Annotated in this window: 14 protein-coding genes and 1 other annotated feature; of the genes, 13 read left to right on the top strand and 1 reads right to left on the bottom strand. The window is 50.7% G+C overall.

Annotated features, from left to right (window positions below):
- The first annotated feature begins 8 nt into the window (after positions 1-8).
- The 13 genes from QTL79_RS08665 to pyrR all read left to right on the top strand — a co-directional run bounded on the left by QTL79_RS08665 (position 9) and on the right by pyrR (position 11,970).
- Entirely contained in the window at positions 9-1,739 is a 1,731-nt protein-coding gene (locus QTL79_RS08665; protein ID WP_346354571.1) for a TIGR03960 family B12-binding radical SAM protein, read from the top strand.
- Entirely contained in the window at positions 1,736-2,542 is an 807-nt protein-coding gene (gene pgeF, locus QTL79_RS08660) for a peptidoglycan editing factor PgeF (protein ID WP_346354570.1), read from the top strand. Before QTL79_RS08665 ends, pgeF begins: the two co-directional genes overlap by 4 nt.
- Positions 2,543-2,694: 152 nt before the next feature.
- On the top strand, positions 2,695-3,411 hold the full coding sequence (locus QTL79_RS08655) for a YggS family pyridoxal phosphate-dependent enzyme (RefSeq protein ID WP_346354569.1): 717 nt from the start codon (positions 2,695-2,697) through the stop codon (positions 3,409-3,411).
- 5 nt (positions 3,412-3,416) lie between these two features.
- Positions 3,417-3,851, top strand: a complete 435-nt coding sequence (locus QTL79_RS08650) for a cell division protein SepF (RefSeq protein ID WP_346354568.1) — start codon at positions 3,417-3,419, stop codon at positions 3,849-3,851.
- Between the two features lie 42 nt (positions 3,852-3,893).
- Positions 3,894-4,679: a YlmH family RNA-binding protein gene (locus QTL79_RS08645; protein ID WP_346354647.1), complete on the top strand. Its 786-nt coding sequence runs from the start codon at positions 3,894-3,896 to the stop codon at positions 4,677-4,679.
- Positions 4,680-4,709: 30 nt separating this feature from the next.
- Positions 4,710-5,162: a DivIVA domain-containing protein gene (locus QTL79_RS08640; RefSeq protein ID WP_346354567.1), complete on the top strand. Its 453-nt coding sequence runs from the start codon at positions 4,710-4,712 to the stop codon at positions 5,160-5,162.
- 52 nt (positions 5,163-5,214) lie between these two features.
- Positions 5,215-5,450, top strand: a binding site (T-box leader).
- 39 nt (positions 5,451-5,489) lie between these two features.
- Complete coding sequence (gene ileS / locus QTL79_RS08635; protein WP_346354566.1) at positions 5,490-8,276, top strand: isoleucine--tRNA ligase; 2,787 nt, start codon at positions 5,490-5,492, stop codon at positions 8,274-8,276.
- A gap of 156 nt (positions 8,277-8,432) precedes the next feature.
- The gene (locus QTL79_RS08630) at positions 8,433-9,137 is read left to right on the top strand and encodes a TVP38/TMEM64 family protein (RefSeq protein WP_346354565.1); all 705 of its coding nucleotides are present in this window, start codon (positions 8,433-8,435) and stop codon (positions 9,135-9,137) included.
- A gap of 91 nt (positions 9,138-9,228) precedes the next feature.
- Complete coding sequence (locus QTL79_RS08625) at positions 9,229-9,393, top strand: DUF362 domain-containing protein (RefSeq protein ID WP_346354564.1); 165 nt, start codon at positions 9,229-9,231, stop codon at positions 9,391-9,393.
- A gap of 151 nt (positions 9,394-9,544) precedes the next feature.
- Positions 9,545-9,937 (top strand): carboxymuconolactone decarboxylase family protein, encoded by a 393-nt coding sequence (locus QTL79_RS08620; protein WP_346354563.1) that lies wholly within the window; start codon positions 9,545-9,547, stop codon positions 9,935-9,937.
- A 90-nt stretch (positions 9,938-10,027) separates the two neighbouring features.
- A complete protein-coding gene (lspA, locus tag QTL79_RS08615; protein WP_346354562.1) occupies positions 10,028-10,468 on the top strand; it encodes a signal peptidase II in 441 nt (146 codons plus the stop codon).
- Entirely contained in the window at positions 10,465-11,406 is a 942-nt protein-coding gene (locus tag QTL79_RS08610) for an RluA family pseudouridine synthase (protein WP_346354561.1), read from the top strand. The genes lspA and QTL79_RS08610 overlap by 4 nt, the downstream gene beginning before the upstream one ends.
- A 12-nt stretch (positions 11,407-11,418) precedes the next feature.
- A complete protein-coding gene (pyrR, locus tag QTL79_RS08605; RefSeq protein WP_346354560.1) occupies positions 11,419-11,970 on the top strand; it encodes a bifunctional pyr operon transcriptional regulator/uracil phosphoribosyltransferase PyrR in 552 nt (183 codons plus the stop codon).
- 92 nt (positions 11,971-12,062) lie between these two features.
- On the opposite strand, the gene QTL79_RS08600 is transcribed toward pyrR, so the two are convergent.
- Positions 12,063-13,814, bottom strand: coding sequence for an Rqc2 family fibronectin-binding protein (locus QTL79_RS08600; protein ID WP_346354559.1), 1,752 nt, complete (start codon positions 13,812-13,814; stop codon positions 12,063-12,065).
- Positions 13,815-13,862: the final 48 nt, after the last annotated feature.

Below are 13,862 nucleotides of genomic sequence, written 5' to 3'. Positions count from 1 at the left end.
GATCTGATTTGAAGTGGAATCTAAAAGGAGAACTGCGTAAACGATTGGCTGAGGAAGATGGGGCGCTGATTCCGGTTCCCGGAGCGAGGAGTTCGTTTGCGTTGGTATATCCGAATAATTATCATGTTGGAATGTCTAATCTGGGCATGCATATTCTATATCAGTTGATCAATGAACGAACCGACACCGACTGCGAGCGTGCGTTTTTGCCGGATGCGAAAGAACTGGCCGAATACTTGCGAACCCAAACGCCGATCATGACGCTTGAGACGCAGCGCCCGTTGGGAAAGTTTGATTTGATTGGTTTTGCGGTATCCTTTGAAATGGATTATTTTAATATCCTGACGCAACTGGAACTCAGCCGGATTCCGCTTCGCGCTGCGGAGCGCGATGAATACCAACCGCTGATCTTGATGGGTGGTCCATGCATTACCTTCAATCCGGAGCCTTTGGCGGCGGTGGCAGATGTTTGCATTATCGGCGAAGGCGAAGAAGTGATTGGGGAAGTTCTCGACGCCTATCATGAAGCTCGGCTGGCTGGCGAGAGTCGGCTTGCCACGCTGCGCCGCATTGCTGAGATCGAAGGCGTATACGTGCCAATCTTTTATCAGGAACGTTATGACGAAGCCGGGATTTTTCTTGGCTTGGCAGCGCAGGATGGACTGCCTGAGAAGATTGCTCGGCGTTGGATAAAGGAACTGGATCGTTATCCGGCCAAGACTGTGATTCGGACGCCGCACACGGAATTTCGCAATATGCTGTTGCTCGAAGTTGCGCGCGGCTGCGGTCGGCATTGTCGATACTGCATGGCCGGCTATTGTTTCAGGCGACCACGAAACCGTTCTTTGGACGAGTTAAAACGTACAGTGGAAGCGGAGGATATGTCGGAACGACGCGTCGGATTGATGGGGGCGGCCATTTCGGATTATCCGGAGATTGATGAACTTTGCCAGTGGTTGCGTGAACGCGACATTGCATTGTCGGTTGCCTCGCTGCGTGCCGACTCGGTAAGCGAAACGCTCGTTGCGGCACTGGCTGACAGCGGGCATCGGACGATTACGTTGGCGCCGGAGGCTGCTACGCAGCGCTTGCGTGCGATTATCAATAAGACGCTAACGGAAGATGATTTGTTCAGCGCGGCTGCGATGGCCGTTAAGGCGGGGATTCCGCATGTACGTATGTATATCATGATCGGTCTGCCGGAGGAAACTGACGAAGATATCGAAGCGATCGTTCAACTGGCGCTGCGCATGAAAGCGCATATGCTGGAGCTTGGCAGCAAAGGGAAACTGACGTTGAGCGTAAACCCGTTTGTACCTAAGCCGTTCACGCCATTTCAATGGCTGCCCATGGCTGAACAGACCGTAGTGGCAAAGCGGCTGAAATATTTACAACAGGCGTTTAAGGGACAGCGGAGCATTGAAGTTTTAACGGAATCTCCGAAAGAAGCCTATCTACAGGGGATCCTGGCGCGCGGTGACCGCCGACTTGGCGAAGCGCTGCTCGCTGCGCAGGCCAGCGGTGGCAGCAAACAACTGGCAAAGGCGATGACGCAAGCGGGTCTTACAAAAGAAGACTACTTGTATCGGACTCGCGCAGCAAAAGAAGTGTTGCCGTGGGATCATTTGTTGCCTGGCGTGACGAAAAATTATTTGCAAACGGAATGGCAGCGCAGTCTGGCGGAACAGGAAACGGCGCCCTGTCATACGGGATGCAAACGTTGCGGGGTGTGCAAATGAGGGAATTTAGTTTGATGCAGGGAGAAGCTGGCGTGTGGTATGGCGCGTTTCCGACACTTTTGGCTGCGGGCGTAAGACACGGCTTTTCTGCACGCATGGGCGGTTGCAGCGATTCGCAATATGCTTCGCTTAATTTGGCGCTGCATGTCGATGATGTCAATGAACGCGTTTTAGAAAACCGACGGCGCTTTGCTGTCAGTTTGCAGATGGATGCGGCGGCGTTGGTTGCCGTCAACCAGATTCATGGCGATCGGGTGTTGGTCGCGGCGCAGGACGATGCCGGCAAAGGAGCTTTTAGTCAAGCTGCTGTTTTAGGCGATGCCGACGCGCTGATCACCGATGCGGCAGAACTGCCGCTGGCGATGTTTTTTGCCGATTGTGTGCCGCTGCTTCTTTACGATCCTTTGTGCAAGGTGCTCGGGCTGGCGCATGCCGGATGGAAAGGAACTGCACAGGAAATCGGCAGACGGACGTTGAAACGGATGCAGGAAACATATGGCACGAAACCGGAAGACTGCTGGCTGGCCATTGGCCCGTCAATCCACCCTTGCTGTTATCAAGTCGGCGCTGCGGTAGCGCAACAATTTCCTGCGGCGTGTGCGACAAGGCAAAATGAGTCGGAATGGCAACTTGACCTACAGCTTGCCAATCGTCTGCAGGCGATTGCAGGAGGTGTTCGGCCTGATAGGATCATGGAGAGTGGGGTTTGTACCTGTTGTAATAGAGAAACTTTCTTTTCCTACCGTGGTGATAATGGACGAACCGGACGAATGGCTCTATTTGCGAGTTTGCAGGAAGTGTGATTCGATAGACTATAAGACTGAGAGATAGGACTTTTCTCCTGTTATTGCCAAAATGAGGCGAAACAGGAGATTTTTTTTAGCCATTCGCGCGAAGCAAACAGGAAAAAAAACTTTTTTCGCGAATTGTCCTTATGATGGGGGTCGTGAATTATATGGACAATATAGAAAAGAATATCAGGCATATTCTGCAAAATATACAAATTGCCGAAGTGAAACGCTCCCCAAAAGGTGAATGTCCGGTGCAGTTGATTGCCGTGACAAAGAACCATGGCGTGGCCGCTGTCGAGGCTGCCGCCGCTGCAGGACTTACAATTGTGGGGGAAAATCGCGTCCAGGAAGCCACAGAGAAACAGGCGCAAGCGTCGGCAAACGTTAAGTGGCATTTGATCGGCCATTTGCAAACCAATAAAGCGAAACAAGCCGTTAAGCTCTTTGATTTGATTCAATCGGTTGACAGCTGGCATCTTGCGGAGGCGCTTAACAAAGCTGCGCTTACTTGCGGCAAACGGCAAGATATTTTGCTGCAAGTCAATATCGCGAACGAAGCGACAAAGTTCGGTTTGCCGGCCGAAGAAACGATGGATATGGCGCAAAGGGTCGCTGCGACGTTACCGGGGCTGCGGCTTTGCGGCTTGATGACGATTGCTCCGTTTGTCGAAGATGCTGAAATGGTGCGACCGTATTTTAAAGAGATGAAGCGATTGTTTCTCGCGCTGAAAGAACTTGCACTGCCGGGCACTGATTTCCGTTGGCTTTCCATGGGGATGACCAATGACTATCAGGTGGCCGTCGAGGAAGGTGCGAATCTTATCCGGGTGGGAACAGGAATATTTGGGCCGCGCAGTTATGGCGTGCAAGGAGGTCTTTAATAAACATGAAATTTATGGATAAAGTGTGGAGTGGACTGGGCTTGTTCGAACCCGTTGAAAGCGAGGAAGAGTCCAGACACCATCGCAATGAAGAAGCGGAAATGGAACCCCAAAGAGGCAAAAAAGGCAGCAACGTTGTGAATTTGACGCCTTCGCCAAGCAAACAGATGCGAGTGATGGTTGTCGAACCGATTTCGTTCGATGATGCACAGCATATTGCTGATCACCTGAAAAATCGTAAGCCGGTTGTTGTAAACTTTGAAAACTGCGATGAAGAAAACTCGAATCGAATGGTGGATTTTATCAGCGGAACGGTATACGCATTAGGCGGCAGCATTCAAAAAGTCGGTGCGCGAATCTTTCTTTGTGCACCCAGTAATGTCGATGTCAGTGCAGAAGATGATCAATTAAAAGCTTATCTGCCTTGGGAGTCGAAATAAAAGAGTTAGCTAATGACCGTGAAGGAAATGAGGACGAAACCAGTGAGTGAACGGGAAAAGATTGTCCGGTATTATAAAGCAAGCGGCGATGGTGAGCTGGCTGCCAGACTGATTGATTTGGCGGAAGGCGCGATTAAAGGACGACGCGCGAAAACCAGCGAATTTCTTGATCCGCATGGCTATAGTATTGCGGAGACGGTAGCTGCACATTATCCGAGGGTGAAACTGCAGGCGTGGGGCGGTTTTCAAGGGGCAGAACGTGTGAGAGCGGCTTTTATAAATGAGGAATATCGCGGCGAAGCCGATTTTTCTCTGGCGGCTGTCCAATTGACCTGGGATGAACGCTATTACCGCCTTACGCATCGTGACGTATTGGGGGCTTTGATGGGACTGGGTTTGAAGCGTGAAGTGATGGGCGACATCATTATGCAGGGGCCGTCTTGCCAGGTTGTAGTCGATGTGGAGTTAAAGGACTATTTTCTTAAACAAATTACGACGGTTGGCGCAGCCACTGTAGAGGTCAAAGAAATCGACTTGACGGAACTGGCAGCGAAAGAAGAAAAAATCAAGGATATTCGAACGACAGTACCATCGCTTCGTTTGGACACCGTTGCCGCATCCGGTTTTGGCGTATCGCGCAGCCGGATGGCGGAAGAAATTGCTGCCGATAAGTTGAAGTTGAACTGGCAGGATGCAAAGAGTGCGGCGCAGGCCGTCAAGCAGGGCGATATCATTTCAATGCGTGGACGTGGTCGTGTAGAAGTATGCGAGATTGTCGGGCAGACTAAAAAAGGCAGGATCAGCTTGCTGTTAAAGCGATTTTTGTAATACTGCAAAAAGAGGAGTGTGAGGAGCGGAATGCTAACGCCGCTAGATATTCACAACAAAGAGTTTCGTCGCGGGTTTCGCGGGTACAACGAACAGGAAGTCGATGAGTTTTTGGATCGGGTCATTAAGGATTATGAACAGCTCTATCGTGACAACATTGAGATCAAGGAAAACATGGAGCGACTTAGCAGTAAGCTGGAACATTATCAGCATATGGAAGGCACGTTGCATAATACGCTATTGATCGCACAAGAGACGGCGGAAGAAGTTAAGTTGAACGCGAAAAAAGAAACGGAACTGATGCTCAAGGAAACGCAGGTTCTTGCACAAAAACTGTCTGATGAAGCGGCTCACCGGGTACGCAAATTGGAAACAGAGCAGGAAGAATTGCAAAAGCAGATTCACGTCTATCGAACTCGGATGCGTACACTTGTCCAGGCGCAGCTTGAATTGCTCAAAGATGCGGAAGATGAAGATCAATAGATAGCGTCTTCGTTGACAGAGTTTGGCCACTTAGGTATAATACATGTATCATATTGATGCAATGACGGAGACAGTAGTTTTTTCTAACCTGACAGCGAACCGAGGCAGGTGTGAGCTCGGTAGGGGAAAAGAAATGAAAATCACTCCTGAGCAGCAGACCGAATGTTGCGCATGGTTCGCGGCTTAGGCTCTGCCGGGTAACCTTCGTTAGCGGGTTTTCAAGCGGTTGCTGTTTTTACTTGGCAACCAAAAGGGTGGTACCACGGGAATAAACCTCTCGTCCCTTACCGGGGATGAGGGGTTGTATTATTTTGGAGGTGTTTTCTAATGGATTATGGCAAAACATTAAATTTGCCGGAAACGGAATTTCCGATGCGCGGCAATCTTCCCGAACGGGAGCCGGCTATGCTCGAAGCATGGCAGACGGAAAAAACATACGAAAAGGTATTGGAAAAACGGCGGGGTAAAAAGACATTTATCCTGCATGACGGTCCTCCTTATGCGAACGGCAATATTCATATTGGCCATGCGTTGAACAAGATCTTGAAGGATGTCATTATCAAATACAAATCGCACCAAGGTTATTATGCGCCGTACGTACCCGGCTGGGACACGCATGGTTTGCCGATTGAGCATGCTGCGATAAAAATCCTGGGCTTAAATCGCCATGAACTCGATATTTTGGATTTGCGCAAAGAATGCCAACAGTATGCGCTAAAGTACGTCGCTATACAACGTGACGACTTCAAGCGTCTCGGCGTGGCTGGCGACTGGGAGAATCCATATGTGACGCTGCGCCATGAATATGAAGCGAAGCAGATCGAAGTATTCGGCGAAATGGCAAAGAAGGGGCACATCTATAAAGGCCTGAAATCTGTTTACTGGTGTACGTCTTGTGAGACGGCATTGGCCGAAGCGGAAATCGAATATGCCGAGAAGAAATCACACAGTATTTTCGTCAAGTTTCGTTCTGTCGACGATCTCGGTCTGTTGCCGCCTGGCATCGCTAAAGACAAGGCCTATGCGGTGATCTGGACAACGACGCCATGGACGATGCCATCTAACGTCGCGATTGCAGTGCACCCGGAGTTTGAATATGTCTGGCTGCAGTCCGGCGATGAAGTTTATCTGGTGGCGAAAGAAATGGTACAGTCGGTTGCAGAAGCGACCAAAATGACGGAGTACACGATCTTGAAAACGATGCAGGGCCAAGAGTTGTCTGGGATGACGTTTGCGCACCCGTTCATCGACCGTTTGTCGCCGATCGTTCTTGCGGATTATGTGACGCTCGAACAGGGTACCGGTTGCGTACATACCGCTCCTGGCCATGGCCCGGACGACTTTGAGACTGGTAAAAAATACGGCCTGCCAATCATCAATCCGGTTGACCATGCGGGACGCTTCACAGCCGAAGGCGGAAAATTCGAAGGCTTGGCCGTAGAAGATGCCAATGTGCCGATTATCAAGGAACTCGCTGCCGGTAATGCTTTGCTTGGCAAGAGTTCGGTCCGGCATCAATACGCACATTGTTGGCGCTGCAAGAATCCGATTATTTATCGGGCGACGGAGCAGTGGTTTGCTTCGGTCGAAGGATTCCGCAAAGCGGCGTTGGATGCGATTCGTGATGTGAAATGGGTTCCCGGCTGGGGTCAGGAACGGATTAACAATATGGTGGCCGACCGCAACGACTGGTGCATTTCGCGCCAACGCGTCTGGGGCGTACCTATTCCGATCTTCTATTGTAATTCCTGCCATGAACACATTATCAATGACGACACGATTACAGCGGTCAAGGAATTGTTCCGTGCTGAAGGCGCCGATGCCTGGTGGGCTAAGAGCGCGGAAGAAATATTACCGGAGGGGTATGCCTGCCCGCATTGCCAAAAGAGCGGTTTCCGCAAAGAGACCGATATCATGGACGTCTGGTTTGACAGTGGATCGAGCCATGCAGCTGTACTGGAACAACGTCCGGAGCTTTCCTGGCCGGCGGATTTATATCTGGAAGGCAGTGATCAGCACCGTGGATGGTTTCAGTCTTCCCTGCTGACCTCCGTTGCGACGCGTGGCGTTGCGCCTTACAAAGCGGTACTGACGCACGGCTTTGTCGTCGATGGTGAAGGCCGCAAGATGTCAAAATCGATCGGTAATGTTATTTTCCCTGCGGATGTAATCAAGAAATACGGCGCGGACGTTCTGCGTCTTTGGGTCGCATCGGCGGATTATCAGGCGGATATCCGTATTTCTAATGATATCCTCAAACAGCTGTCGGAAGTATATCGCAAGATTCGTAATACCTTCCGCTATCTGCTCGGCAGCTTGAATGACTTTGATCCGAACAAGGATAAAGTGGCAGCGGCTAATTTGCTGGAAATTGACCGTTGGGCGCTGATGCGTCTTGAACAGGTGAACCAGCGTGTGACGAAGGCTTATGAAGACTATGAATTCCATGTGATCTATCATACGATCCATAATTTTTGCACTGTCGATTTGAGTTCGATTTATCTTGACGTGCTGAAAGATCGTATTTATACTGCGAAGGCGGATTCGGTAGAACGTCGCGCTGCGCAGACGGCGATGTATGAAATTCTCAAGACATTAGTCGTCCTATTAGCGCCTGTATTGACGTTTACGGCCGATGAAATCTGGAAATTCATGCCGAAAGAAGCAGGTATGGAAGAATGCGTTCAATTGGCCGACTGGCCGGAAGCAAAGCTGGAACATTTGGACGGAGCACTGGAAGAAAAATGGACGAAACTTTTGGAGCTGCGCGGAGAAATAACCAAGGTGCTCGAAGGCGCACGACGCGACAAGGTCATCGGACATTCGCTTGATGCGGCATTGCAACTTTGGGCAAGTGGTGATACGCTAGCGCTGCTCAGTCAGCTCGGCGAGAAGGAATTGGCGACACTGTTGATTGTTTCCAAAGTACAGATTCATGCCGGTTTGGAACAAGCTTCTGCAGAGGCCTGCAAACCGGAAGGCTTTGATCTGGCGCTGCGCGTTGTCGCGGCAGACGGCGAAAAATGTGAGCGCTGCTGGCTTTATGCCGACACAATCGGCCAAGATGCCGAACATCCAACGGTTTGCAAGCGTTGCGCACAGGCGCTGCGCTAATAACAAGAGACTCCGTGGCCAATTGGCTGCGGAGTCTCTTGTTATTATTTTGCTAAAAAGTGTTGGGAATGCGTGCAATGGAATTGTTGTTTATGCGGCAGGAAAAGAGAGATGATTGGCTAACGGTAATATAGAGTAGGACAGGGAGGGACTCGGATGGCTTTGTGCAAGATGGGGCTGCGTCTTTATTTGCTGCGCGTAGCATTTTTTTTGCTGTTGGTCGGCATTGGCTGGCAGCTTGATTTTGTGCGCGACTTTTTAGCGCGGGGGCTGTGGCTGATAAAACGTCACGATTTTGTTGGCATTCGCCAAATGATTCTTGCCTATGGACAATGGGCACCGCTGACAAGTATTGCTTTGATGACGTTGCAAAGCGTGATTCCATTTGTCCCGGGGCTCTTTCTTACACTGGTTAATGCGTGGTTGTTCGGTTGGCAATACGGTGCGCTTTACTCATGGGTGGGTGCTTTGTTTGGAGCTGGGTTGGATTTTTATCTGGCTCGCTGGTTCGGACGGCCGTGGCTGGGTTGTCTAAGCGAAGCGCAATGGGTGAAGAGGATTGAAAAATTTCTTGATCAGCAAGGCTTTGTCTTGATATTTCTTACCCGATTAACGCCGCTCATGCCTTTCAAAGTGATCAGTTACAGTGCAGGATTGACCGGTTTGCCATTCTCACGCTATTTGTTAGCGACGGCTACCGGGCAGACGCCGCCGATTCTATTGTATTCTTACCTTGGGCAGGAACTGCAGCGCAACTGGCGAGGTGCCGCCGCATTAACGCTTTTAGCGGCTGTTTTTGCACTGGGTCTTTATTATTGGAGCCAGCGTCGTTTGCGAATTGAAGAAAATGGGAAAAAATAATCAGGAGAAAAATCTATTTTGTGGCTAGGAATTATTGGTGGCGGAGGTTATAATAGTATCGTGATTAATCTGGGGGAGGTGAAAACGAGCTATGTATAAAATCAGCAGCGAATGTATCAAATGCGGAGCTTGTGCTCCTGTATGCCCAGTAGAAGCTATTTCCGAAGGTGACGCTCAATACGTCATCGACGAAAAATGCATCGATTGCGGTTCTTGCGCATCCACTTGCCCGGTAGGAGCAATCAGCGCAGAATAATGCACTGCAACAGAACGCCCTGGCCAATCGGTCGGGGCGTTTTGTCGTTTAAACGGAGCGTGCAGGGCTCAACTTGTTTAATGCGGATATGATGCAAATCACAGCTTATTAGCGTTGCTTGCATTATAGTGTAGATAAGGGAGGGATGAATATGTCGGATTTGAATGCGCAAGAGTTGAAAAAACTGTTTGAAGAGCATTTTGGTTTTACGCCGCCATGCATGATCAGTGCCGCGCAACTCGGAACGGAAATGGGCGAAGTCATGGAAAAATTTCATGGACTGACGTGGGGCGAGGGAGAAATTCCGCTGAAATATCGTTATCTGATGGCGCTGGCGACTGCGGTATATGGCGATGAGGACTATCGTGCGCGGATGGAACTTCTCAAAGCACTGCGCTGTGGCGCAACGCAGGCGGAGATAAAAGAGACGCTGCAGCAGCAAGTATGGCTTCGCGGCGCTCCGGTACTGGTTAAAATAATGCCTCTACTGCAATTTTTAGAGAAAATAACAGCAACGCAAAAGGTAAAGGATAGCACAAATTAAGCGGCTATCCTTTACCTTTTGCTTATTTTTGTATAATATAGTACTATCCGGCTGATGCTGGTGAGTCTGAGTAAAGAATGGAGATACAGAGTGGTTTGGTTGGTAATCATACTCATAGTGGCGTTGGATCAGTTGACGAAATATTACATTTCGTTGAACATGTTTCCTGAAACTTCGTTGCCCGTGATTAACGGAATTTTTCACATTACCTATGTGCTGAATCCGGGAGCCGCATTCGGCTTGTTCAAATACAAGACGGGCTTTTTCCTGGCGATAGCGGTCGTTTTGATTGCGCTGGTCGCATACCTGTATCCGCGGTTGCCCAAACAGAGAATTTACTTGCGGTGGGGCATGACGCTGATGACAAGCGGAGCCGTGGGCAACGTCATTGATCGCTTGCGGACTGGATATGTAGTGGATTTTTTTGACTTTCGAATTTGGCCGGTGTTTAATGTGGCCGATATAGCCATTGTCTGCGGCGTCGCGTTGATGACCTGGGACATTTGGCAAAGCGACAGGGTAAAGGAATGAACGAGATGGATGGAATAAGATTGGAATGGACGTTGACAGCCGAGGAAAAAGGCCGGCGACTGGATGTCCTGATTTGTGAGCATATCGGCGATGTTTCGCGCGCTGCGGTACAGCGCTGGCTCGAAGCCGAGCTGGTGCAGGTGAACGGCAAGACGGCTAAGGCGAATTATAAAAGCAAGGGCGGCGAATGCGTCGTCGTTAACGTCCCGCCGCCGGAACCGCTTGAGGTAAAGGCGGAAGAAATCCCGCTTGATATTTTGTATGAAGACAGCGATTTTCTGGTCGTCAATAAAGCCAGAGGGATGGTTGTTCATCCTGCGGCTGGAAATGCAAGCGGTACGTTAGTCAATGCGTTGCTTGCGCACTGTAAGGATTTATCCGGCATCAACGGCGTGATACGTCCCGGCATTGTGCATCGCCTCGATAAAGATACCACCGGCGTAATGGTGGTGGCGAAAAATGACGCTGCCCATCTGTCGCTGGCGGAGCAGATCGGCAGCCGAAGTGCGGTGCGGCGATACGTTGCCTTGCTGCACGGTTCGATCCCTGAAGATAAGGGGATTATCAAAGCTCCGATTGGACGCCACCCGAATGACCGGAAAAAAATGGCCGTCGTTTTTGAAAACAGCAAGACGGCTCAGACGAGCTTTCAGGTGAAAGAGCGCTTCGCCAACGCGTATACGCTGGTCGAATGTCGTTTACAGACTGGTCGAACGCATCAGATCAGGGTGCATATGAGCTATATCGGTCATCCGGTGGTCTGCGATCCGTTATACGGTCCGCGCGGCAAATCGCCGTTTGACGTTGCCGGACAGTTGCTTCATTCGGCGCAGCTGACCTTGCGCCATCCGGTGAGCGGGCAGGAGATGGACTTTTATGCGCCTCTTCCTTTCGAGATGGAAAAAGTGATCGTTAGCCTAAGGGAAAAATATAGATAGGGGGGCTTTCTCTTGATGAATCTTGCGGAAAAAACACTGCTCATGGACGATCAGGCGATGCGCCGGGCTATTACCCGGATTGCGCACGAAGTGATTGAAAAGAACAAGGGAATTGCGGATATTGTCCTAGTGGGTATCCGGACACGTGGCGTGCCGCTCGCAGAACGTTTGGCTGCTGAAATCGAACGAATCGAAGGCTTAAGGTTGTCGGTGGGAATTCTTGATATAACATTGTACCGCGATGACTTGTCGACGCTTAGTTACCAGCCGATCGTGCATGAAACGAAAATTCCGGCAGACATCAACGGCAAGACGGTCTTATTGGTTGACGACGTACTGTATACGGGGCGCACCGTACGCGCGGCGCTCGATGCGGTCATCGATATTGGCCGTCCGAAGACGATCCAGTTGGCGGTTTTGGTTGACCGTGGTCATCGTGAACTGCCAATTCGAGCTGACTATGTCGGCAAGAATGTTCCGACGTCAAGCCGTGAAGTCGTCTGCGTTCACCTGTCTGACGTGGACGGTGAAGACCGTGTGACAATCAACGAACGTCCCGAATAGGGGCAGTAAAAAGACGACGAAGCAAGAACAAATGCTTCGTCGTCTTTTTGCTTTCAAGGTAGCGATAGCGAATTAAATCGGCAAGGATTACTTCATTTCAGATATTTCTCCAAGGCATTTTCATCAGGCGTCACATATAGTGTCTGTTGATGATCGTAGATTACGAAGCCGGGTTTGGCGCCGTTTGGTTTTTTGACGTAACGGCGCTGTGTGTAATCGACTGGTACGTTCGAAGAACCGCGGCTTTTACTGAAATGGGCTGCAAGAAGCGCGGCGGTATGGATGTCGCTTTCCGAAGCCGCGGCGCCCTCTATGCGCAGAATTACATGGGAACCGGGAATGTCCTTCGTGTGAAACCAAAGGTCATTCGTTTGGCTTAATTTAAAGGTTACGAGGTCGTTTTGCCGGTTGTTCTTACCGATTAATAGCGCAGTGCCATTCGGCAGCGTGAGTGAAAGAGGCTTCGCGGGAAGTTGGCTCGGTTTTTTCTTGCCTTCGGCCTTTTGATAGCCTTGACTGATCAATTCCAAGCGGATTTCAGCGAACTCGGCCATTGTTTCCGCTTGTTCGGCAGCCTGCAGAACACTCTCCAAATAGGCGATGTCCTGGCTGCATTGACTGAGTTGTTGACGCAGCAGTTCCTGCGCACGCTTGCCTTTGGTGTAACGGTTATAATAGGCTTGTGCATTATCGATGGCTGTGCGCAGTGGTTGTAAGGAGAGTGTGATGCTGGCCGAGGCGGATTCGCTGTAAATATCAGGCAATGTCACTTCGCTCTTGCCGGTGGGGACGAGGTGCAGGTGTGACATCAAGATATCACCGGCGCGTCGCCATTGATCGCAGTCTTCGGCAGCGGTCAGCTCTTGCTGCAGGAGCGGGTATTTATGCTTTTGGCGCTGCAGTAAGTCGGTGACCTGATGCAGCAACTCCTCTTGTTTTGGAGCGCGGCGCGGCGCAGGATTCAGTGCGCGGGCGAAGTCGGTTGCGACTGCCATCGTAGGAAAGCTATGCAGAGTTTGTTCGCTCAGATGGTGCAGTTTAAAGCAGGCGGCAGCCAGAAACCGGCCTTCGGCAGAAGTGGCGACCGTCGGTTCATATTCGGCGGCTGCCAACTGGGCGAACAATTCCTGCCATGCATCCTGGAGCGTGCGCCAATCTGATTCTTCGAGGCGGACTGGCGTTAATTGCTGAGGGAGTCCGGCGCGCCAGAGTATTTCGCGGATGCTGATTGGGCCGAGGCCGTTGACTGCTTGCAGTAGCGCTTTGTGCAGCGGCAGATCGGCAAATAGTGTCAGCAGCGCTGTTTGTATCTCTGGCCAGGGTGTTTCGGCGGCAGGCAGACGTTCCTGGCCGGGGGGCGAAAGATAAGGGCGGTTCGGCAGTACCTGGCGAAAGCGGCTGAGCTGATAGCTGACGCGGCGAACCGAATCAATAATTTGACCATCCTGTACAAGGATGATGTTACTGTGCTTGCCCATCAATTCGACAACCAAAGTCTTCGTGATGATGCGTCCGCCTTCGCCGCGGATATCGATGTCGAGATGAATGATCCGGTCTAATCCTTGTTGGCTGACGGACATGATGCGTCCATCTTCGAGATGCTTGCGCAGCAACATGCAAAATGCGGGCGGCGCGGCAGGGTTTTCCGGAATCTTGCTTAAAATCTGGATGTCAGGTTGACTTGGCGCAGCGGAAAGCCAGACGGGGAAATCCTGATTGTGGTTGCGGACCCAAAGCAGTAGTGAACAGGCGTCAAGTTGAAAAACCCGGTCGATGCGACCGCCGGTTAATTGATTATGTAATTCCGCAACCAAGGCGGATAAGGATAAGCCATCTAATTGCATGATTGATTCCTCCTTTGCATATGGCGTACTTTATATTATAAGCCTGTA

The sequence above is a fragment of the Azotosporobacter soli genome (assembly GCF_030542965.1).
GTDB classification, from domain to species: Bacteria; Bacillota; Negativicutes; order SG130; family SG130; genus Azotosporobacter; species Azotosporobacter soli.
Note: the sequence above shows the minus strand (reverse complement) of the source record. Positions and strands in the feature narration are given on the sequence as shown.

Bases quoted from the DNA above. Each gene is read 5' to 3' on its own strand.
- QTL79_RS08640 (WP_346354567.1), top strand. From the start codon at position 4,710: ATGCTAACGCCGCTAGATATTCACAACAAAGAGTTTCGTCGCGGGTTT.
- QTL79_RS08625 (WP_346354564.1), top strand. From the start codon at position 9,229: ATGTATAAAATCAGCAGCGAATGTATCAAATGCGGAGCTTGTGCTCCT.
- QTL79_RS08620 (WP_346354563.1), top strand. From the start codon at position 9,545: ATGTCGGATTTGAATGCGCAAGAGTTGAAAAAACTGTTTGAAGAGCAT.
- QTL79_RS08610 (WP_346354561.1), top strand. From the start codon at position 10,465: ATGAACGAGATGGATGGAATAAGATTGGAATGGACGTTGACAGCCGAG.
- QTL79_RS08600 (WP_346354559.1), bottom strand. From the start codon at position 13,814: ATGCAATTAGATGGCTTATCCTTATCCGCCTTGGTTGCGGAATTACAT.
- pgeF (WP_346354570.1), top strand. From the start codon at position 1,736: ATGAGGGAATTTAGTTTGATGCAGGGAGAAGCTGGCGTGTGGTATGGC.
- QTL79_RS08630 (WP_346354565.1), top strand. From the start codon at position 8,433: ATGGCTTTGTGCAAGATGGGGCTGCGTCTTTATTTGCTGCGCGTAGCA.
- QTL79_RS08650 (WP_346354568.1), top strand. From the start codon at position 3,417: ATGAAATTTATGGATAAAGTGTGGAGTGGACTGGGCTTGTTCGAACCC.
- ileS (WP_346354566.1), top strand. From the start codon at position 5,490: ATGGATTATGGCAAAACATTAAATTTGCCGGAAACGGAATTTCCGATG.
- QTL79_RS08655 (WP_346354569.1), top strand. From the start codon at position 2,695: ATGGACAATATAGAAAAGAATATCAGGCATATTCTGCAAAATATACAA.